This is a genomic window from Hymenobacter terricola, assembly GCF_017921975.2.
In the GTDB taxonomy this organism is placed as follows: Bacteria; Bacteroidota; Bacteroidia; order Cytophagales; family Hymenobacteraceae; genus Hymenobacter; species Hymenobacter terricola.
Window position 1 is genome coordinate 321,932 of record NZ_JAGEMO020000007.1, and the last position, 22,121, is coordinate 344,052.

The following is a 22,121-nucleotide window of genomic DNA, read 5'->3' on the forward strand; positions in this document are numbered from 1 at the left end:
TATTTTCCCATCCCACTGGCTGCAATTCTACCAGTGTCGGGCCTCAGCCTTCGCCTTTAGTTCTTGACGAGGCGCTGGGCGAGGTTGATGAGCTGGCCGCCGTCCTCGCTGCGCACCAGCACCACGTAGGCGCCGCTGGCCAGCAGGCGCAGGTCGATGGCGTGGGTCAGGCCCGCGTCCAGGGTGGCGTGCAGCGCCACCCGGCCAGTGGCGTCGAGCACACTCACCCGGTAAGCGCCGGCCGGCAGTTGGCTCAAATCGAGTTGGGTGATGGTGGTTGCCAGACTAGGATTGGGGTACAGGGCAATGCCTGGGGCGGTTGGTTGCGTGAAGGCCACGGTGCGCACGGGCGAGTACGTAGTGGTGCCGTCCGTATCAAACTGGCGCAGCCGGTAGTACACCCGGCCCATGGCCCTGACTCCGATACCAGTATCGGTCAGGGAATAATCGGTGGGAGTAGTCTTGTTGCCCTGCCCTTTCACCAGCCCGATTTTCGCGAAATCCGTACCGTTGAGGCTGCGCTCCACGTCGAAATGGTCGTTGCTCCGCTCCGATGCCGTGCGCCACGTCAGTAGGGCGTCCGTGTTGCGCACGGCTTTGGCTTCAAACGCCGTCAGCTCCACCGGCAGCGGCACGGTCCCGATGATAAACGTTACGGGCTGGGTCATCACTCCGTTGTAGGCATCGGTGGTCGTCACATTCAGCGTGAAGGAGCCATTCATCAATTTAGTCTTATCAAACACGGTAATCTGGCCCGTGACAAGGTCAGCTACCAGGCTCAGGTCAGCCAGAGTAACAATGGCACCGGACGGCGAGCTGGTGAACGCGCTATAGGTTGCGGCGCGCACCCCGTTGTTCGTTACGGTGCCCGAAGGGGCCGTGCTGCCGCCGTTCACGTCGAAGAGGTTCGTGATGACGTCGCCGTTCACATAGGAGCTCAGCAGCGGCTTGGTTGGGGTATTGGCATAAGCCCCCGGCACGTCCTGATTAACCGGAATCGTGTAGCGGGCCACGTTGGAGGTCAGGGCGCCGTTGTCGGTAGCCGTAAACAGGAAGAAGGCATTGCCGACGAAAGAGCTCAACGGGTCGAAAGTGAGCAGCAGTGCTTCGGCGGGCGTCAGCGTGCGCGGAGCGGTTACAGCCACTCCGTTCACGTAGAGTGTGCCCACCTTGGTAGGGTCCGGAAAGGTGGTGAGGCTGTAGGTCGAAATGGTGGCGCTACCCGAAGGAATGGCCGCGAGCGACGTGATGGCCACGGGAATCGCGGTGTTGCCAATGGGCTGTTGGGCGGCATTGAAACCGGCGCGGCCGGCGTTCACCAGGTCATCGGCCGTGGGGCCGGTGGGGCCTTCGGTGGTGGCCTGCGTACCGGGGCTGGGGGCAGCGCCCGCAGTGGTGCTGCTGCCCGTGCCCGTGATGGAATAAGGATTGGGGGCCGCCGCGGTGCTGGCCGTGCTGAAGCTTACCGTATTCGATACCGCATTGGCCAGGCCCACATAGAGCGTGCCCAGAGCCAGGGTGACGGTGAAGCCCGCAGCCGGCGAGCCCGTGATGACGGCCCCGACCGCGCCGGGGCCCGCCATGGTGGGCGTAGCCGTGGCCACTCCCGCCGGGATGGTGATTACCTGCTGGGCCGCCGCGGCCGGCGAGCCGCCCGCGCCGCCCGCCGTGGCAGGAGCCGTGTTGGTGGTCGTAACGGTGTACGTCACCACCGTGCTGAACAGGGAACTCGCCGGGCCGCTGACTTTCGTAACCAGGTTGGCATTGGGCGTAATAGCGACGCCCGAGGTTGCGGTGGTGTTAACCGCCGTGTTGTTGGCCGTGTTGGCCTCGGCATTGCTGGCGCTGATGCTGGCCACGGCCACCAAGGGGCCGGTGCCAGGAGCCGGCACCTTCACCGTGGAGACGGTGCCCGCGGCGCCCACCGCCAGGGTAGCAATCACGGGGAGTACCACAAGGCCGGTACTCTGATAGTACTGGCTGCCATCGGCATAAGTAAACACCGTGCCCACATTGCTGACGGGCGTGGTCTGGGTATTGATGACGAGGGGATTGAGGCCGCTAACTGCCAGGCCCGCCGGGATATTCAATTGAGGGCGCACATTGGTGGCGGCACTCGCGCTGGTACTGGCGTTGCTGGGCGTCACGGTAAAGATGACCGGCTGGCCGGCCGTCTTGGTGGCAACATCCGAAGCCAGCGTAATTACCAGGTCGGCCGAAGGCACGGACGAGGCCGTGAGCGTAGTATTCAGCACCGCCGAGTTATTGTCCAGGTTCAGGTCATTGCTGGCGTTGGCGGGATTAGCGGCCCAGCCGAGGGCGATGGATGCTTGGTCGGGCGCGTCGAAGCTCACCGTGTTGGTACGGGCCCCGGCCGCGCCGGGCGCCTGCCCCACAATGCTGGCAAAGGCCACAATGCCCGTGGCAGAATTATAGGTAGCCCCATCAGCATAAGTAACGGTGGTGCCAGCGGGCGCGCCGGGCAGCTGCCCGTTCACTTTCACCGGCGAGGTGCCCGTGAGAGGCAGGCCCGTTGGAAACTGCGCTATAAATGCCGTGGTATTCGCGGCCAGCGTGGGCGAGAGGCCGGAGTTGGTGGCCGTCACGGCGTAGGTGAGCGGCGCGCCGACCAGAGCCGCCGTTGGCCCCGTTACGGCCACCACCACATCCGAGGCGGCGCTCACGGCCGCGCTCACGCTGCTGGTGCCCGTGCTTCCGCCGTTGCCGGGCGCGCCTACCTGCACCGCGCCCACATTGGTGAGCACCGAGCTGGCCGGCACCAGGTAGGTAATGGCGTTTTGGGCCACCTGGCCGCCGGTCATCGTGGGCAGCGTGGGCAGGGTGAGGAGGCCAGTGGCCGGGACGTAAGTGGAGCCGTCGGTGAAAGTGGCGACCCCGGTCCCGGCATTCACGCTGGTGGGCAAGTTGCCGTTCAGCTTCAGGCCGTTGGCATCAGTAATGGATGTCAGCAGGCCTACCGGAATAGCCACCGTCTGACTGACACTACTGGCGGATACCGTGCCGAGGTTCGTGGTGGTCAGGTTGTACACCACCGGCTGGCCGGCAAGGGCCGCGCTGGGGCCGGTGAGCACCGTGCTCACCTGGCTGGCGAACTGCACATTGGTTTGCGTGGTGGCAATATTGTCCGACGGCACGGGGTCCGAAGTGGTGGTGGTGGCCACGGCCGAAGCGTTGAGCACCAGCATGCTGGTCGGCGCCGTTACCGTGAACACGAACTGTTGCGTGGCCTGGGCAGCCAGCGTCGGGCTGGCCGGAAAGCCGAGCGCACCCGTGGCGGTGTTGTACGTGGCCACCGTGGTCACCCCCGCGCCGCTGGTGTAGGTGATGACGTTGCCGAGGGTGGTATTGCCGGTGCTGCCAGTCACGGCGAGAGTAGCGGGCAGCAGGCCGATGGGCAGCATCACCAATTCCTGGACACTAGCGGCGGTACTGGGCCCGTCGTTGATGATAGTGGCGGTGTAGGTAACGGCCTGGCTGACCGGCACCATGCCCGGTGCCACGTTGGTCGGCACCGCGTTCAGCACCGCACTAGCGGTTAGCGTGTTGCGCAGGTTAGCTGTGGTACCGCTGGCCGCGGCACTGCCCAGGGCCGGTGCGCCAGTGGCCGCCGTGGTTACCAACGCGGCGGCAGTCGCCGAGTTATTGGCCGGGTTGGTATCATTCACCAGGCTAGCCGCGGTGAAGGTCGAAACAGGCTGCACGGTGGTGCCGGAAACCGGAGCCGCAAAACTCACCGTGTTGTTCACTGCCTGCCCCGAGTTCAGGCTGATGGCGGGGAAAGTAACCAGGCCCGTCGCGCTGCTGTAGGTGCCGCCGTTGGTGGCATAGGCGCCTAGATTACCCAGGCCGATATTCACCGTTTGCACCACGTTGCTGGCCAATAGGCTGCCACTGGCATTCTGTGCCGTAACCACGTAAGCCACAATATCGCCGGCCGTGGGAGCAGTGCCAGGGCCTGTTATGGTGGTGCTGAGGTCGTAGCCATCGGCTGGCGTTATGGCCACAATCGCCGTAGCCGTATTGTTGGCCGGCACGGGGTCCACGGTGCCATTGGCTACCTGGGCCGTCACATTGTACGGGCCATTGACCGGGGCCGCGACCGAGAAGGTATACGTTTTCGGCGTGCCATTGGTCAGCGTCACGGCCGGAAAGCTCAGCAGGCCGGTGGTTTGGTTGTAGGTAGCGCCGGCGAAAGTGCCGCCGGTGTACGTGATGATTCCGCTGCTGGGTGCGCTGGCGGTGGCCCCCGTGACGGTGAGGGTCGTCCCGGTCAGGCCGGTTTGCAGCTGGGCCGTTTGCACCACGGCGGTGGCGGCGGTGGTCGCGTTATTATTGGTGGCCGTGATGGTGAATGGCACCAGCGAGCCGGCGGCCGGCAGGCTGGCCGTGGTCGAGATGGCCGTGACCAGGTCAAAGCGCGGGTCTTCAATCGTCACGCGCACCAGGGCCGGGTTCGAATTTTTGCCATAAATGTCGCTGACGGTGTACATGAACAGGGCCGTCCCCTTGAAGCCCGCCGTGGGCGTAAAGGTGATTTGGCCCGTCGCAGTAACGTAGGCCGTGCCACCCGACACCGCAATGGGAGCCCCCGCTGTGCCCTGCTGCACCCCCGCCGTGCTGCGGTCAAGGTCAACCGTGGCGGGGTCGAGGCCCCCCACGGCATCCGCATCATTAGTAAGCACGCCAGCCGTGGCCGTGCCGATGGCACCGCTCAGGGTGATGGCCGTGCCGGGAGTGGTGATGTAGGCATCGTTGGCCGCGGCCGGGGCGTCTTCGCAATCGGCGCTGGCAGCTACGCCGGGCGCGCCGCCGCTGGCATCGGCCGCCACGGGCCCGTCGGTGCTACTGCCGGGCAGGGCGAGCACGACGCCGCTGTTGCCGGCGGTGGCGCCGAAGGTGACGGTGGTACCCCCATACTGCGAGGTGCCGGCCGCACCGCCGGCCACCGCGAGGGTGCCGAACGTGCCATTGGCAATCACGGCCCCGCCGCCGCCGCCGCCGCCCGGCCCGGCGGGGCTGGGAGTGGCACTCGTGGCAACTGTAGTCGCGGTATTGGCATTAAGGCCGCCCGCCCCGCCCGCATTGGCCGCTGTGATGTTGGCCAGGCCCGTGGCATCGCGGAGCGCCACCAGAATGGTGCCGCCGCCGCCACCGCCGCCCATGCCTTCGATGACATTCGATAACGGAGTTCCGGTGGCCACAACAATGCCCCCACCCGAGACGGTTTGTTGGGCCGAGTCGTTGCCGGAGGCGCTAACGGTACCCGTGCCCGAAACACTGCCGGCCCGGATAATCGTGATGCCACCGCCCTGCGCGCCGCCATTAAATAGGGCCCGCATCGCCGGGGTTTTGGCATCCAGCGGCACGTTGTCGCTGTTGTTGGCCGCGCCGCCGCCGCCGCCCATCAGCAGGCGGCTGCTCGATATCTGCGCGGCCGCCGCGCCCCCATAGGCCCGGTTGTCCACGGCAGGAGTTGGGTCACCTAAGTTGTAGCCGCCTTTGCCACCAGCGGCCGCGCCGCCGCCGCCGCCGCCGCCGCCCTTGCGGGTAGCCGTGCCGCCCCCGCCATTGGCCGGAGCGCCGCGCCCCAGGCCGCCACTGGGGTAAGAATTGGTGCCCAAATCAGTGCCGACGCGCACAAGCGCCGCGTTTTGATAAACCACAAATTGCGGCGTGCCGGCGAAGCTCTCGCCTTTCTCGCCGTAGGCCGACGCATTATCGGTGGCAATATTGATGGCCGTGGTGGCCGGGGCATTAAACAGGGCCCGCCCGCCGCCGCCCCGGAAGCCGCGCGCGGCGGACGTGATGGCGAAGCCGGCAAAAGTCAGCTTGCCGGCTACTTCCAGCGCCACCATGCCGCCCTTGGCGCCGTCCCACTGGGCCGCCCCAATGTTGCCGGCCAGCGTCACGTTGCCGTATTGCGGCACCCGCACTACCTGAAACGTGCGCGGGCCGCTGGTGGTGGCTACTGCGGCAGCGTTCAGGTAGGCATTGCGGAGCGGGCTGGCCAAAGTCAGCGTGCCCGAAGCGCCTGCGGCCAAGGTGCTATTGGCCACTACGTACTCGTAGGTGCCGGCCGTGAAGTTGGCGTTGACTAAGTAGCCGGCAGCATCAGCGCCGGTCAGGCCGTCGCCGTACGTGTTGGTATTATTCACGTCGATGTCCGCGCCCTGCATTTGAATGATGAGCAGCAAGTCGCCGGCCGTCACACCGGGGGCCGCCCCGGTGGGGGTGCCCACCACAATACTGGTAGCCCCCACGCTCAGCGTCTGCGCCGTGGTGGCGGAGGGAAAGTACGTATTCACGATGAGGCCCCCGGCCGGGCCGGCCGTTCCCAGGTTGGTGGGGCTGCCGTCCTTGGCAATCGAGGCCGTGGTAGGGGCGCAGAGCGCGCCCGCAACCGTAGTCGAAAGGTTGGCATTGGCGGCCGAGCCGTCGTTGTCGGTCAGCGTGGCTTCGGCATTGGCGGCGCTGGCCGTGCTGGCTGCTTTGCCGGTGTAAGTGCCGGTGCTTTGGGCCAGGAAGCTCACGGCGCTGGCCAGGCTCGTGCCCACGGCCACCGTGGTGGAGGCAAAGGTGACCAGGCCGGTCGCCGGGGCGTAGGTGCCGCCGCTCACCGTACTCAGCGGCAGGCCAATGGGCAGCTTGATGGTGACGACCACGCCCGTGGCATCCACGGTGGTCACGTTCTGGGTGGTCGCAATGTAGGTTATCACCTGCCCGATGCTCGTGCTGGTGGGTCCGCTGATGGTCGTCACCAGCACATTGCCGGCCAGTATCGACCGACTCCCCGCAGGCCTCAACGAGCCGCGCGAAGCCGCCTTCGCCTTAACTGAATTTACAGGCCGGAATCTAGTGGCTGAGCCCACAAAAGGCTCAAAAAGTAAAGTCAGCAGCAAAAAAAATCCCGGCACTCGGGACAAGGGTTGTAATGGTATATCCAAAGTGTGGGGGGTTAAGCAAAAGCGTTATCTCCTCATGCCAGCTTGGCAAAAAGTATTTCTCGGCCCTATTTTCGGCAAAGCTAACCCTTTCACTTGCTTATATTCTTTTATATTTTTACTCAAGCAAGTACAGTCGTTGAGTAGGTAAAAAATATTTATCCTGCTATTGTAACAGGGAATTCCCCACTATTTTTGGCTTTCCTGCGCTCTGTCGCATTATTTCTTTACTCTCCCGAAACAGACGACACCGACCGCAAAAAAGCAGCCCCGGCTGGCTGGCCGGGGCTGCTTCAAATTCAGGCAAAAACAAGTCGACTAAAGTTCGACGTTGGAGAAACGACCGTTTTCGTTCGTTAAATTGGCACGTTTACGTGGCGCTCGGCGTGGTAGGAGCTGCGCACCAGCGGGCCGCTTTCCACGTATTTCAGGCCCCGTTTCAGGCCTTCTTCCTTATAGTGGGCAAACCGGTCGGGGGTGATGAACTCGGCCACGTCGAGGTGGCGCTTGGTGGGCTGCAGGTACTGGCCCAGGGTGAGGATGTCGAGGCCATTGGCCACGAGGTCGTCCATGGCCTGGTACAGCTCGTCGGCCTTCTCGCCCAGGCCCAGCATGATGCCGGATTTGGTGCGGTGGCCGGCCAGTTTCGTGCGACGGATTTGCTCCAGGCTGCGGTCGTAACGGGCCTGCGGGCGCACGAGGCGGTAGAGGCTGCCCACGGTTTCGATGTTGTGCGAAATCACTTCCTGGCCGCCCGAAATCATCACGTCGAGCGCGTCCCAGTTGGCTTTCACGTCCGGAATCAGGGTTTCGATGGTGGTGCCGGGGCTGAGCTGCTTGGTGAGCACCACGGTTTCGCGCCACACGCTGGCGCCCCGGTCCTTCAGCTCGTCGCGGTTCACGCTGGTGATAACGGCGTGCTTCACTTTCATGAGGTGAATGGCTTCGGCCACACGGCGGGGCTCGTCGAGGTCGTACTCGGTGGGGCGGCCGGTGGCCACGGCGCAGAACGAGCACGACCGGGTGCAGATGTTGCCCAGAATCATGAAGGTGGCCGTGCCGGCGCCCCAGCATTCGCCCATATTGGGGCAGTTGCCGCTCTCGCAGATGGTGTGCAGCTTGTGCTCGTCCACGAGGCGGCGCACGGCGGCGTATTCTTCGCCCACGGGCAGCTTCACGCGCAGCCAGTCGGGCTTGCGGGGGCGGGCGGGGGCAGCCGTTTCGGGCTGGATAACGGGCAAATCAATCATTTTCAGTTAACAGTTAGCAGTTAACGGTGAGCAGTTAACCCTATGCAAAAGCAATTCGCAGCCCAATCGGTTCGAAAAAAAAGCTGCACAAAATTAATCAAGGAAGTCTGTGCCTCGGGCATAACTACCTCCGCGTCACACCCTGGCAGCCGTTAACTGCTCACTATTAACTGCTAACTACCCTTATGAGCGGTGGCCGAAATACAGCGTCAGGTACACCGAGGGGAAGAATTTGTGATTCAGCGCGTCAGTGTCGGACAGGGTGCCGGGACTGAGGATGACCATGCGCTTGGTAAAGCCTTCCACCAGAAAGCCCACTTCCAGGCCGGTCACGGCGTCGCGGTAGCGGCCGTACTCGAAGCTGAGACCGCCACGCAGGTGGAAGCCGGGCACCACCTGCGTTTGCCCAATGCCGCTGAACAGCGGGCCGTGGTCGAGAATGGCCCCCGAATCGGTGTGCTTGTAGGGGTCGTACTGCTCGTTCACGATGTCGTCGGTCTGCACGTTGATAACCCTGGTTTTCGTAGCCGTGCGGTCGTAGCTGATGTAGTAAGGCATCAGCAGGCCGATGGACGGCCCCACGCTCAACAGGGCATTCACCTGCACACCGGCATCGGCGGCTTTGCGAAACAGGATGCGCTGCAGGCCCACCGAGGGACGTAGCACAAAGGCGTAGTTGGTTTTGCGGTCGATGTAGGTGCCCCCCACTACCGAAGTAAAGCGCACTTCTTTGCCATTTTTCAGCATCACCCCCTCAATGCTCCAGAAGCGCAGGAAACGGTCGTCGAGCACGTGCGAGGAGCGCACCGACGCGCCGCCCAATAAGCCGCCCTGGTTATTGAAATTAATGCCAAAAACAAATTCCTTGCGGTACGACTGTTCATCGGACGGCGCGGCCGGCACCGCCGTTGAACGCAGCGGTGCCTGGGCTGCGCGCGCCGGGGACGACGAGGGCTCCGGCGCGGACGACGATGCGGCGCGGGCGGGCGTGGAACGTCCAGAGTCCTGCGCCTGGATGCTGCCGGCGGCCAGCAAACCAACGGCCAGCAAACCAAAAAAACGGGAGGAAAGGAGATGCATAGTCAACCAGAAATGGAACCGACCAAGCGCCACAGGCGCGGCGCATCAAGTAGTACGTAATTTAGCTAAATCAGAAACAACTTTGTAAAGATAACTCGCTGACTTGATGAACACCGCCACCGCTCGCTACGACGGGCACCTCCGCACCGAAGCCACTCACGTTGCCTCGGGTACCATTATTCAAACCGATGCCCCCGTCGATAATCACGGCCGGGGCGAAGCCTTTTCGCCCACCGACCTGGTGAGCACCGCCCTGGGTGCGTGCATCATCACGACCATGGGCATCGTGGCCGAGCGCCACGAGTGGGATTTGGCCGGCAGCACGTTTGTGGTGACGAAGCACATGAGCACCGAAGCCCCGCGCCGCATTGCGCAAATCGACGTGACGCTGACCCTGCCCGCCACCCTGGCCCCGAGCGAGCGGGCCCTGCTGGAGCGCGCCGCCCACACCTGCCCGGTGACCATGAGCCTGCACCCCGACGTCAAGCAGAACGTGGTGTTTGAGTATCGGTAGAATGGAAAAGGCCGTCATGTCGAGCATCCTGCGCATGAAGCAGAGACCGAGACATGACGGTCTTTATCAACTTACTTCGTTCTCTAATTCGCCATTGATTTCACATCGCTGAGGCGGATGCCCATGTGGGAGGCATCGTAGCGGCACTCGCCATCCTTGATGAGCAACAGCTGCGGCGACTCGTGGCGGATGCCGAACTGCTCGGCAATCTGGGCCGAAAGGGGCCGGAAACGCAGCAGGTCGAGGTAGTAGATGGGCATGGTCAGGCCGCTGTCGGCCCACTGGCGCTCAATCTTGCTCTTGGCCGCCGCGCTGATGGAGCAGGTGGTGCTGTGCTTGAAGATGAGCACCGGCTGCTCGTGCGAGGCTTGTTGCAGGTCGGTTAGTTGTTCGGGTTGGGTGAGGGGAAGCCAGGGAGTGGACATAATATCGGTTAGCAATTAGTAATTCAGGTAGCTACGGGACGGCGCACCAGGGCACTCAGTGCCTGGAACGGCCGCCGCACACAGCACGAACGGCGGCGTGCACGTCCGGCAGGTGTAATACAACAATTGTATAACACTTGATTCCCGGAAAGTCTTTCAAAAAACTTCGGGGCCCCGCGGCACGGCCTACAGGGACTTCTTTTTGTGGCGCAGGCCCAGGAAGCCGGTCGGCTTCACGTTGGGGGCCGCGCCGGTTTTGTAGCGCAGTTCGTCGCTGCCGCTGCCCTCGGGCAGGGTCTGGTTGCTCTGGCCGCGCTTGAGGTGGTCGCGGGTTACGTCGAGGTGGCTGTCTTTGTAGGGCACGTCGGTGTGCTTCACCTCGCGCAGGGCGCGGCGGTTGGCCGCCTTCACCTGGGCCGGTTTTTCGCGCACGATTTGCGCTTGGGCCGCCGGCGCACCCAGCAGCACGGCCAGCACCACCACCAGCCCCCGCCAGCCGCTAGGGCTTGCCGGCACCATCGGGCTTAGGCACAACTTCTTGCCGGGGCGAGGTATCGGGCTTGGGCACGACCTGGCGGGGCGCTTTTTTATCGGGCTTAGGAGTGTCTTCAGCAGGTGCGGCATCGGGCGTGGGCGCGGCGTCCGGCTCGGCTGTGGGCGCGGGGGCCACGGGCCGGTGGTCGGGGTCGTAGTTGGGTTTTGCATGGAGGCCGAATTTGAAGAAACTGCGAATGGACTGCCAGGGGCGGAAAGGCTTCGACTGCTTGTGCCGTTTGCGGCGGTTCAGCTTGGGCTTTTTCATCAGCCCGTGCTTGTCGTAGTGCACCGTGGGGCCTTCGGGGAGCTTGCTGGCCTCGGGCGCGGCTTCGGGTGCGGTTATGCTCCCGCCCGAAGGCGTGGAAACATCGGTCGCGGCTTCGTCGGTCGGGGCCGATTTCTTCTTGTTAAATATGGCGTCGGAAGCTTTTTCGTTGGCTTTCTTCCGGGCGGCGGCTTCTTTCTGCTGGGCTTTGAATTCCGGCGACGGCTTGGGCGTGGGCAGGCGGTAGGGATGAAAAACCTTGTGGTAGACGCTACAACTGCCCAGCGCTGCCAGCAGCAGCACGCCCAGCAGGGACCGAAGGAGAACAGAGGGCAGACAGTATTTCACCGGCAATGTTTAGTTGTTAGTTGCTCGTTGTCAGTTGTTAGCTGGTTACTGTCAGAGATTGAACCGCTCAATTTACGAAGCGAATACGACCGGACAACTGACAACAAGCAACTAATACCCATTCTAATAATTGCGCAGGGCCGCCACCTGCTCGCGCAGGCGCTGCTGGGGCAGGAAAGCCGCTTCCAGCGGCGGGGCAAACGGGATGGCGGTGTCCAGCGAGGCCACCCGGCGCACGGGCGCATCAAGGTGCTCGAAGCAGTTTTCGCCAATCCAGGCCGCGATTTCGCCGCCGATGCCGCCGGTCAGCGTGTCTTCGTGCAGGATGAGGACGCGGCCGTTTTTCTCCACGGTTTTGCGCACCGCTTCCTGGTCCCAGGGCAGCAGGGTGCGCAGGTCGAGGATGTCGGCCGACACGCCCAGCTCCTGGCACACTTGCAGGGCCCAGCGCACGCCCATGCCGTAGGTGATGATGCTCAGCTCCTCCCCTTCCGCCGCCAGCGCGGCCTGGCCGATGGGCGTGGTGTAGTAGGCCTCGGGCACGGGCCCGGAGAGGCTGCGATAGAGCATCTTGTGCTCGAAGAACAGCACCGGGTTGGGGTCTTCGAAGGCGGCGCAGAGCAGGCCTTTGGCGTCGTGCGGGTTGCTGGGGTACACCACTTTCAGGCCGGGGACGTGGGTGAACCACGCCTCGTTGCTCTGGCTGTGGAAGGGGCCGGCGGCGCTGCCCGCGCCGGTGGGCATCCGGATGACGACGTCGGCGTTCTGGCCCCAGCGGTAATGGCTTTTGGCGAGGTTGTTCACAATCTGGTTGAAGCCGCAGGTCACGAAATCCGCGAATTGCATCTCGACCATGCTCTTCTTGTGCTTGATGCTGAGGCCCAGGCCCACGCCCACAATGGCCGACTCGCACAGGGGCGTGTTGCGCACCCGCGCCTTGCCGAATTTGGCCACGAAGCCTTCCGTGATTTTAAACACGCCGCCGTAATCGGCAATGTCCTGGCCCATGAGCACGAGGTCGGGGTAGCGCTCCATGCTCTGCTTCAGGCCCTCGGAAATGGCGTCGATGAAGCGGATTTCCCTTGTAGTTGCCAGTTGTTCGTTGTCGGTTGCTGGTTCAGAGCTGTTGCCACTGACAACCAAAGAAGCGTCTGGCTCAACCGGCGCGTACATGTCTGCGATTTCCTCCTGCACATCGGCCACGGGCATGGGCTCGGCATCGGCCTCCTGCAGGCCGGCTTCGATGGCGGCCTTGATGGTTTCGCGGATGCTGTGCTTGGCCGTTTCGGTGAGAATGCCTTCGGCCAGGAGCCACTTTTCGTAGTTCTCCACCGGGTCTTTGGCGGCCCATTCTTCCATCAGGGACTGGGGCACGTACTTGGTGCCGCTGGCTTCCTCGTGGCCGCGCATCCGGAAGGTGAGGGCCTCGACGAGCACGGGGCGCGGGTTCTGGCGCAGGTCTTCGGCCAGGCGCTTCACGGTGAGGTATACTTCGAGCACGTTGTTGCCGTCGATTTGCACGGCTTCCATGCCGTAGGCCGGGCCTTTATCCACGAAGGATTTGAAGCGGAACTGCTCGTTGCTGGGCGTGCTGAGGCCGTAGCCGTTGTTCTCAATCATGAAAATGACGGGCAGCTGCCACACGGCCGCCACGTTCAGGGCCTCGTGGAAGTCGCCTTCGCTGGCCCCGCCGTCGCCGGAGTACGTGAGGGTCACCTTCGGCTTTTTATCCAGCACATCGGCCAGGGCGATGCCGCCGGCCACGGCCAGCTGCGGCCCGAGGTGCGAAATCATGCCCACGATGTGGTGCTCGTTGGTGCCGAAGTGGAAGCTGCGGTCGCGGCCCTTGGTGAAGCCCGTGCGCTTGCCCTGCCACTGCGCAAACAGGCGGCCCAGCGGCACCCCGCGCCCCGTGAACACGCCCAGGTTGCGGTGCAGCGGCAGGATGTACTCGTCGGCCTCCAAAGCCAGGGTGCTGCCCACCGAGATGGCCTCCTGGCCGATGCCCGAAAACCACTTGCTCACCTTGCCCTGGCGCAGCAAAATCAGCATTTTTTCCTCAATCAGCCGGGGGCGCAGCAGGTGCTGGTAGAGGTGCAGGAGGGTTTCGTTGGGGAGGTCGTGGCGGTCGAACTGAAGAGCCGGTGCAGCTGAAGTCATGGAACAAAACGGGTGGGTTGGGAAAGACAAAGGTAGCGGGCGCGGCGGCGGCTATATTTGGGCATCGCTCATTTTCGTCCCCGGCCCATGCGTCAGCTCCTACTCACTGCTTTTGGCCTGCTGGCCTGCCACGGCGCTACGGCCCAAGCGACGGCCGCCGCGCCGGTTTCGCAATGGGGCTGGGGCATCCGCGCGGGCCTGGGCCAGGTCAACACCCAACACGGCGATTCCCGACACGAATACGATGAATCATTGGCGGGGCCAGTCGTTGGCCTCATGGCCACGCGCTATTTTGCCGGCCCGCTGGTCAGCCTTGGGGTAGAGGCACTGCTATCCCGCAACGCCATGATAGTCGATTACCGGCAGATGGCACCGTTCCCCGATTACGGGCCCCAAACGCTGCACCAGTGGCGGCTGTTTATGCCGCTCTATCTGCGCACCGCCGCCCCGGCCCGCAGGCTGCACTTCCTGGTAGGTGCCGGGCCCACCTTCGCACTGGGCCGCCCCGGCGCCGACGCCGCCTACTATGTGCGTCCGGTCGAGCTCACGGTCTTGCTCGGCATTGAAGTACGCGTGCTGCCGTGGCACCGGTACGAAACCACGCTCGGCCTGCGGGTGCATGCGCCGCTCACGCCCAGCTATGCCTATGGCTTTCCGGACAGCTACACCAACCCAGGCGCACAGGTTGTCAACGACGAGTCACGCAGAAACGTGGGCATCAGCTGGGTGGGCTTCACCCTGGGCACCACGCTGTACCCCGCAGCCGCCCGCTAGTGGCGGAGCTGCACATCGAACCGGCCGGCGGTTTGCGGTTCAGCGGGGGCGGAGCGGTCGAGCTGAAGAGCCGGGCAGCTGGTATCATGGAACAAAACGGGTGGGTTGGGAAAGACAAAGTTAGCGGGCGCAGCGGTGCCTATATTGGGTTGCCTTCCAACTACTGCTCTCCCGTCTATGCGCCTGGCTTTTCTACTCCTGCTCGCGGCCTGGCCGGCGATGGCCCAGGCGCAGGCCCCGGCCTCCAACCTGCCCGCGCCGGCCACTTCCCGCTGGAGCTTCGGCCTGAAGCTGGGCACCGGCGCCAGCTACTCCAGCGCCGATGGCTCGGGCCAGCACCACCCGTGGTCGGCCTACACCGGCGGCCTCAGCGGCGGCTACGGCTTTGCGGCGGCCGGTGGCTTCCTCAACCTGCAAGCCGATGCCCTGCTCGAACGCCGCCCGGCCCGGCCCTGGCAAGCGTTTTCGGCGAGCAACGCCGTGCTGTTCGTGCCCTTTTACCTGCGCACCGACCGGCCCGCCGCGCGGGTACACCTGTTGCTGGGCGGCGGCCCCACGTTCTGGCTCACCGGCCGGGCCGTGCCTGATAACAGGACCGGGGTTTACGCCACGCACCCCGTGGAGGCCACCGGGCTGCTGGGGTTTGAGGTGCGCCTGCTGCCCTTCGGCCGCTACGAAACCACGGTGGCGCTGGCCTACCGGCCCAGCCTCACACCGGCCCTGGTTTCCTACGGTCATTCTTCCGGCGGCCATGCGTTCGAGGACTACGACACGCATTCCTGGTTCGGGGCCACGCTCAACGTGTATTTCCACCCGGCGGTCCGGCCGTAGCCGCAGTCCCCTTTGCCCAATGGGCAGCTGCTTCACCCCCGGTTTTTCAGCCAAGCCTGCCAAAGGCTTCTATCTTGCCGACTCATTGCGCTACCCCTTTCCACCCTATTTTATGATTCGACCGCTACCAGTCGCCTTACTCACCCTACTCACCGCCGGTACTACCCACGCCCAGCAAGCCCCCACTGCGGCGGCAACCAGCGCGGCCGCGGCCCCCGCCGATACTGTCCGTCGACCCTTTCGGGGAGACTTGCCTGATTCGCTGGCCACGGCCCCCACACCGGGCGGCAGTTTCCGGTTGCAAGGCCGGGAGCAGCCGGTGCGGCCGTTTCTCACCGTACAGGACCAGCTGCGCACCGTGGCCGGCGTGCAGGTTACGCCCTACGACGGCAGCCCCGGTAGTGGCAGCGTGGTGCGCATTCGGGGGGCCAGCGTGTCCCAGGGACTGGCCCAGCCGCTGTACGTGGTGGATGGCCTGCCCGCCCTCAACGACGACCTGACGCCGGACCAGGGCTACGGGGTTTCGGCCCCCATGCCGCCCTACGAGCCCTCCAGTACCTATCCGTACCAGCCCACCGTGGCCGACCAGCACGCCGAAGCCGGGGCCAGCCCGTTGCAGCTGCTGCCGCCCGAGGCCATCGCAGGCATTGAGGTGCTGGCCGGGCCGGCGGCCGTGGCGCGCTACGGGCCGCTGGGAGCCAACGGCGTCATCAGCATTCGGACGCGGACAGGCCGGGCCGACCGGCCGTTGCGTGTGCGCTACGCGGCTTACCTGGGGGTGCAGCAGGTGCGCCAGCGCTACGCCCTGCTTGATGCCACCGACTATGCGAAGCTGGCTAATGAGGCGGCGCTGAAGGGAAGCGCTTCCTCGGTACCCTTTGCCCGCACCGACCTGGGCACCGGCACCGACTGGCAGGCCGAAACGTACCGCACCGCCGGCGTGCAGCAGCACCAGCTGAGCCTGGAAGGTGGGCGAAACAAAACCTCCTTTTTGTTCAGCCTCGATTACCGCAGGCAAAGCGGCGTGCTGCAACACGCCGACCTGACCCGCCTGGGCTTGCGCCTGGCCCTCGACCAACGCGTGGGCCCGCACCTGCACCTGCGCGGCACCGCCGCGCTGGGCCAAACCACCCAGCAGCTGCCCTACACCACGGGCAGCGTGGGGGCCACCCGCGCGGCGCTGCTGGCCCCGCCTACCCAGCCGGTGCGCACCCCCCAGGGCAACTACAGCAGCTACGGCATCGGGAGCACCTTCGGCCCCACGCTGGCCCTGACCAACCCTGTGGCCGTGGCCGACTACTCCTACCGCACGCCCCGCACCCGCCGCCTGCTCACGCAGCTGGCCGCCGACTACGAAGTGGTGCCGCACGTAACCGTGCAGGCCGCCGCCAACTTTCAGCGCACCATCCTCAGTGCCGAAAGCAACCGCCTGGTAAGCTTCTTCAACGGGTCGACTTTCAACCCGCCGAGCAGCCAGGACTACGGCACCCAGATTTACCGCACCAGCCAGTGGGGGGCGCGGCTGGCGGTGCGCTACCAGCAGCAGCTGGGGCTGCGGCACGCCCTCAGCGCCGAGGTCGACTACCAATACCAGGCCGTCAACCTTATCGGGCGCACCGATTACTTGTTTGCTAACGGCGGCTTCGGGTTCAGCAGTGGCTACTACGAGCAAAGTGCCGAGCTGCGCCTACACCGGCCCTGGGCCAACCTACAGTACACCTTCGACAGCACGCTGACCGTGGAAGCGGGCCTGAGCTACGGGCATTATCGCGGGGCCGCCCGCACCGATTACTACCCCAGCGCCCAGCTCAGCTGGCAGGCCCGGCCCGGCCACCCCACCCTGCGCCTGTGGGCGGGCGCGGCCCGCACCGGCACGCTGGGCCTGGGCTGGGGGCTGTTTGGCCCGGCCCGCCTGCCCCCCGCGTCCACTGCGCCCACGCCCATTGGGGGGCCTTATCCGGCTCCCCGCTACCAGTCGCCGCTATACACCGACCAGGTGGAGGCCGGGCTGCGCCTGGGCCGCCGCACCGGCCGCCTCACGGGCCAGCTGGTAGCCTACCAGCGCACCAGCAGCCACGCCCTGATAAGCACGGTATTCAACGTTCCCAGTGGCACAAACCTTAATAATACCCTGCTTGCTTTCGACGAGGCCACCATCCGCAACCAAGGGCTGGAGCTGACCCTGACCGCCGACTGGCAGCGGGGCCGCCTGCAAGGCACCACCCACCTGGTGGGCAGCCTCAACCGCAACCGGGTTCGCGAGGACAACGCCACCGTGCCGCTCAGCCCGCGCTTCGACAATCAGCCCGTGGGCACATTCTACGGCTACCAGCAGGATGGCCTGGATGCCAACGGCAACCGGCATTTCGTGCAAACCAGCAGCAACGGCCTTACCTACCCGGGCCAGGCCGTCCTCGGCAGCGGCATTCCGGCGCAGCTGGCCAGCCTGAGCCAGCAGCTGCGCCTGGGCCGCCTGGCCCTCGACGCGCAGCTCGACGGCCTGTTTGGCTACCAGGTGCTGAACCAGCAGCTCGACCTGCTCGACACGCCCACGGGCTTCAGCAACAGCGCCACCTCGGTGAATGACCGGTGGACGCCCGCGCACCAAAACACTGCGATACCCGTGGCCGGCAACCGGTCGTACGACCCGTCAGTGAATGGCCTCAACAGCTACACAACGGCCAGCCGCCTGCTCGAAAACGGGGCCAACGTGCGCCTTTCCTCCCTCACGCTCACCTACCGCCTGCGCCAAACGGCCACGCAGGACATCAGCGTGTGGGTGGGCGGCCAGAACCTGTTTGTCCTCACCGGCTACCGGGGCTACGACCCCAACGTGAGCAGCGGCGGCGCCACCCCCTCCCTGGCCGGCGTCGATTACGGGGCCGTGCCCGTGCCCCGTACCTGGCTGCTGGGCGTGCGGGCCGAATTTTAGCGGCCTTGCCGGACAAACAAAAAGCCTCCGGCAGTTGCCGGAGGCTTTTTGTTTGCCAAGCGGTGGCTGGGCTGGCTACTCCACCACCAGCCGTTTCACGGCGGTGCCGGCGTCGGTGTCCAGCCGCAGCGAGTACACGCCGTGGGCCAGGCCGCTCACGTCGAAGCGGGCCTCGGTGCCGGTGGCGCTGGCGGGCAGGCGCTGCCGGCGCACCACCTGGCCCAGGCTGTTGTAGAGCGCCGCCGTGGTGGCTTTGTGCGTGAGGGCGGCCGGCACGGCGAGGGTGAAGACGGCCGTGGCCGGGTTCGGATACAGGCTCACCTGGGCGGCCAGGGCACTTTCGTGCGTGGCCGTGCCCAGCACGATGGTGACGAGGTAGTCCTCCGTCTCGCCCGAGCCGAACTGCGTGCAGGCATCGGCGGGGCCGTTGCCGTTGCCGGCCGAGCGGCTGCGCACCCGCAGGCCCGTGCGGCCAAGCGCGGCCGTGGCCGGCACCGTGAACGTGGCCGTGGCGGGCAGGCTGGCGATGCTGCCCAGGGCTACCTGGGTGCCTTCGCCGGTGGAGAATACCCCGTCCTGGTTGAAGTCAATCCAGGCCGTGATGTCGGAAGTACCCGTAGTGGTGACGCGGTACTGGTAAGTTCCATTCCGGAGCAGGCTGGCCGTGCTGCTGCCCGTGGCCGGGTAGGTGGCGTAGGCATTGCCGGAAGTGGTGACGCAGGTGGTGCCGGCGTTGTTGAGCGTGGTGGTGGGGATGGCCACGGCCACGATGTCATTGCCCCCGCAGCCGCCGCCAATGTTGGTGATGCAATACGTGCTGGTGCTGAAGGTGAGCGTGGCCACCGCCGACGTCAGCCCCCCGCCGCAGTTGCTCACCACGGCCACGGTGTAGGTGGTGAAGGGCAGCAGGCCGGGGATGCTCACGGGCGAAGCCGTGGCGGTGACGGTGGTGGCCGTGCCGCCGCTGGGCGTGTAGGTAAGCGTGTAGCCGGTGGCGCTGCCGGGCCCGGTGAATGCCACGCTGGCCGTGGTGCCGGCGATGGTGGCCGCGAGGCCCGTCACGGCCGGACAGGCCGCGTCGGTCTGGGCGCAGAGGGTGAAGGCCCCCGTGGGCGTGCTGCCATAGTTCCACACGCGGGCATAAACGGTGCTGCCGGGCGTGAGGCCCGCGCTGCGGACCTGGGAAAAGAGGCTGGCCCGGGAATCGTCGTTGCAGCCGAGCAGGGTGAGGCTGCCGCAGGTGCCGGCGTACAGCGCCAGGCCGGTATCGGTGAGGGCGGAGCCGGCCACGGGGTCGGTTTCAACTTGCAGAATGCCGTTGGCCGGCACCGTGAGGCTATACCACACGTCATTGAACGTCGAGCCCGCGCAGCCCGGTGCCGGCACGCCCGCCGAAGTCGTCGCGCCCGTGGTGGTGCCGGCCACGGCCGTGCCGCAGGTGCCCGCCCCAATGCTGGCAACCGGCACGGCGGTGGCGCACTCATCGTTGGTGAGGCCCACGGGCAGCGTGGTGAGCGTGGCCGTGAGCAAGGTGCCCAGGCCGGCCGGGCACACGGCCTGCACGGTGACGGTGTAGGTAGTGCTGGCCGTGAGGCCGCTCAGCAGCACCGGCGAAGCGGTGGGGGCCGGGGCCACGGTTTGCACCGGGCCGCCGGTGGCCTGGTAGGTGACGGTGTAGGACGTAGTGCCGGCCGCCGGCGTGAAGCTCACGCTGGCCCCGGTTTGGGTGATGCCGCCCACGGCCAGCGCGGTGGGGCCGGGGCAGGCCGGCGGGTTGCTCACGCAGAGGCTGAAATTGGGCAGGCCGAAGTAGTTGCCTTCGCCCACGCTCACGTAGTAAGTAGTGCTGGGGGTGAGGTTGCTCAGGGCCAGCGGCGGCACGGGGCTTTGGTTGGTGCCCGTGGTGCCGGGGGACGAGAACGCGCAGCCCAGCTCGGTGAACGGCCCGCTGCAGGAGCTGGCCGAGAAGGCCCGCACCTGCTTGCTCACCCCGTTGGGCAGGGTGATGGTGGCCCCCGTGCTGGCCACGCCGGTGGCGGCCGTGGTGAAGGTGTACCACACGTCGTTGCTGGTGCCGTAGCCGCAGCCCTGGGCGTTGTAGCCGGTGGCCGGGCTGGCGGTGGCCCCGGTGGTGGTGCCGGCCGTGGCGGTGCAGCCCACGCCGCTTAGGGCCACGGGGGTGGCCGTGCAGGGCTCATCGTTCCCAATAAGGGTGCTGAAGGTGGCCGTGGCCGCCGCCGACGTTTGCCCGCCGCCGCAATTCCCCACCACGCTCACCGTGTAGGGCGTGCCGGGCAGCAGGTTGCTCAGGGTGTAGGGCAGGGCGGGGAAGGTGGCCGTCAGGGCCGTGCCGCCCAGGGGCGTGTAGGTCACGGTGTAGCCGGTGTTGCCAAAGCCCGGCGTGAAAATGAGCGGGGCCGTGGTCGTGGTCACGTTGCCCACGAACAGGTTGACCGGCGGGGCGCAGCTCACCGGAGCCGTGGCGCAGAGCGTGAAGTTAGGCCCGCTGATGCCGGTGTTGCTTTGGGCAGCCTGCACGTAATAGGTGGTGCCGGGCGTGAGGCCCGTGGCCGTGAGCGGGGCCGCCGTGGGCAGCCCTCCCGACGATGAGCACGCCCGCTCCTGCAAGGTGCTCACGTTGCAATACCCCCCCGACGGCGTGCCCGCGTACAGCCGCAGCAGTTGCACGCCCCCCGTGCCCGTCACGGTGAGGCTGGTGCTGCCCGGCCCGCTGGCCGTGGTCGTCACCGCGTACCACAGGTCGGGGGGGCTTTGGTTGCCGAATATGTTGCAGTTGCTGAGCGCCAGGCCGCCCGTGCCCACCGCGTAGTCGAACGAGCCACTTGTGGGGCCCGCGCAGGTGCTGGCACCGGCAAAGGGAAGCGGCAGCGCCCCGCAGGCCTCGTCATTGATGGGGTGCAGCGTACCGCTGGTAGCCGCCGAGGCCTGTCCACCCGAGCTGCAGGCCGCCCCCAGCGTGAACGAATACGGCCCCAGCGGCAGCCCCGTGAGCACGATGGGCGACGTGGCAGTGGTGCCGCTGCGCGTGGCCCCGTTGCCGGTGTAGGTGTAGGCATAGGGCGGCACGCTGTTGCGGCCCGGCGTGAAGGCGATGGTGACCGTGCCGGGGGCCGTCTGCGTCAGGCTGGTGATGACGGGCGGCAGGCAGGTGGCCGAGCCCGGCCCGTCGCTCACGCAAATGGTGAACGGGCCGGGCGTATCGTTAAACGAAGGATTGCCCGATACCCGCACGTAGTACGTGGTGCTGGCCAGCAGCACGCCCGTAATCAGGCGCGGGGCCGTGGTGTTGGCCTGGTTCGAGGCCGAATAGTCCAGCGCCGTGAACGGCCCCGTGCACGCCGGGGCCGAAAACAGCTGGACGAACGTCGCCGGGTTGCCGTTCACTGTGATGGTGGCCCCGAAGCTGGCCGGGCCCGTGGCCGCCGTCGTAAACGCAAACCACACATCGAGCGGGTTGCCGCTGTTGGCGTAGCCATTGGGCACCGTGGTGGTGGCATTGAGGTTGGTGCTCACCGTGGGGGCCGTGCACAGGCTGCCCTGGGGCGTGAGGGTCACGGCCCCGCAGGGGTCGTCGTTGGCGGGAGCCTGGGCCCGGGCCGGGGCCGTGCCCAGCCACAACGCCCCCGTGGCCGCCAGGGCCAGCAAGGTTCGGCGCGAACGGCCGAGAAAAGCAGTAGAAATCTTCATACGCAGGAAAAGGAAATGGTGAAAAAGGTAATAAGCAGCATTACTAAAACCGGCCCACCCAATGCCCCGGCCCCGGCCGGCAGCCCGCCATGGATGTTGAGTGCCTCACCGGCCACGGCCGGTGGGCCCGCCAGGCGCATGAGCCCCTCACCGGCCACGGCCGGCCGGCCCGCAAAGCTCCCAAGCAGCCCACCGGCCACGGCCGGCCAGCCCACGAGGCGCATGAGTAGCCCACCGGCCACGGCCGGCCGGCCCGCAAGGCTCCCAAGCAGCTCACCGGCCGGGGCCGGCCGGCCCGCAAGGCTCCCAAGCAGCTCACCGGCCACGGCCGGCCG

13 protein-coding genes are annotated in these 22,121 nt (G+C 65.9%); 4 read left to right on the plus strand and 9 right to left on the minus strand.

Going from position 1 to position 22,121, the window contains the following annotated elements; translation table 11 throughout:
- Nucleotides 1-56: 56 nt before the first annotated feature.
- The 3 genes from J4G38_RS08080 to J4G38_RS08090 all read right to left on the minus strand — a co-directional run bounded on the left by J4G38_RS08080 (nt 57) and on the right by J4G38_RS08090 (nt 9,292).
- The gene (locus J4G38_RS08080; protein WP_226163276.1) at nt 57-6,824 is read right to left on the minus strand and encodes an Ig-like domain-containing protein; all 6,768 of its coding nucleotides are present in this window, start codon (nt 6,822-6,824) and stop codon (nt 57-59) included.
- A gap of 494 nt (nt 6,825-7,318) precedes the next feature.
- On the minus strand, nt 7,319-8,212 hold the full coding sequence (gene lipA, locus J4G38_RS08085) for a lipoyl synthase (protein ID WP_210513684.1): 894 nt from the start codon (nt 8,210-8,212) through the stop codon (nt 7,319-7,321).
- Nucleotides 8,213-8,395: 183 nt separating this feature from the next.
- A complete protein-coding gene (locus tag J4G38_RS08090; RefSeq protein ID WP_210513683.1) occupies nt 8,396-9,292 on the minus strand; it encodes a hypothetical protein in 897 nt (298 codons plus the stop codon).
- A 106-nt stretch (nt 9,293-9,398) separates the two neighbouring features.
- Here J4G38_RS08090 and J4G38_RS08095 point away from each other — a divergent pair, with 106 nt between their 5' ends.
- On the plus strand, nt 9,399-9,806 hold the full coding sequence (locus J4G38_RS08095; RefSeq protein ID WP_210513682.1) for an OsmC family protein: 408 nt from the start codon (nt 9,399-9,401) through the stop codon (nt 9,804-9,806).
- Between the two features lie 83 nt (nt 9,807-9,889).
- On the opposite strand, the gene ytxJ is transcribed toward J4G38_RS08095, so the two are convergent.
- From ytxJ to J4G38_RS08115, 4 genes are all read right to left on the minus strand, one after another.
- Entirely contained in the window at nt 9,890-10,231 is a 342-nt protein-coding gene (gene ytxJ / locus J4G38_RS08100) for a bacillithiol system redox-active protein YtxJ (RefSeq protein WP_210513681.1), read from the minus strand.
- Nucleotides 10,232-10,417: 186 nt separating this feature from the next.
- Nucleotides 10,418-10,750, minus strand: a complete 333-nt coding sequence (locus J4G38_RS08105; RefSeq protein WP_210513680.1) for a hypothetical protein — start codon at nt 10,748-10,750, stop codon at nt 10,418-10,420.
- A complete protein-coding gene (locus tag J4G38_RS08110) occupies nt 10,731-11,381 on the minus strand; it encodes a hypothetical protein (RefSeq protein ID WP_210513679.1) in 651 nt (216 codons plus the stop codon). The genes J4G38_RS08105 and J4G38_RS08110 overlap by 20 nt, the downstream gene beginning before the upstream one ends.
- A gap of 123 nt (nt 11,382-11,504) precedes the next feature.
- Nucleotides 11,505-13,541, minus strand: coding sequence for an alpha-ketoacid dehydrogenase subunit alpha/beta (locus J4G38_RS08115; RefSeq protein ID WP_210513678.1), 2,037 nt, complete (start codon nt 13,539-13,541; stop codon nt 11,505-11,507).
- A gap of 87 nt (nt 13,542-13,628) precedes the next feature.
- On the opposite strand from J4G38_RS08115, the gene J4G38_RS08120 reads away from it, so the two are divergent.
- The 3 genes from J4G38_RS08120 to J4G38_RS08130 all read left to right on the plus strand — a co-directional run bounded on the left by J4G38_RS08120 (nt 13,629) and on the right by J4G38_RS08130 (nt 18,078).
- A complete protein-coding gene (locus J4G38_RS08120; RefSeq protein ID WP_210513677.1) occupies nt 13,629-14,315 on the plus strand; it encodes a hypothetical protein in 687 nt (228 codons plus the stop codon).
- 177 nt (nt 14,316-14,492) lie between these two features.
- On the plus strand, nt 14,493-15,146 hold the full coding sequence (locus tag J4G38_RS08125) for a hypothetical protein (RefSeq protein ID WP_210513676.1): 654 nt from the start codon (nt 14,493-14,495) through the stop codon (nt 15,144-15,146).
- A gap of 112 nt (nt 15,147-15,258) precedes the next feature.
- Nucleotides 15,259-18,078, plus strand: a complete 2,820-nt coding sequence (locus J4G38_RS08130; RefSeq protein ID WP_210513675.1) for a TonB-dependent receptor plug domain-containing protein — start codon at nt 15,259-15,261, stop codon at nt 18,076-18,078.
- A 75-nt stretch (nt 18,079-18,153) separates the two neighbouring features.
- Here J4G38_RS08130 and J4G38_RS08135 read toward each other — a convergent pair whose 3' ends face one another.
- Together J4G38_RS08135 and J4G38_RS08140 are read right to left on the minus strand one after the other, a co-directional pair.
- Complete coding sequence (locus J4G38_RS08135) at nt 18,154-21,786, minus strand: fibronectin type III domain-containing protein (protein WP_210513674.1); 3,633 nt, start codon at nt 21,784-21,786, stop codon at nt 18,154-18,156.
- A complete protein-coding gene (locus J4G38_RS08140; protein ID WP_210513673.1) occupies nt 21,783-22,112 on the minus strand; it encodes a hypothetical protein in 330 nt (109 codons plus the stop codon). Before J4G38_RS08140 ends, J4G38_RS08135 begins: the two co-directional genes overlap by 4 nt.
- Between the last annotated feature and the right edge of the window lie 9 nt (nt 22,113-22,121).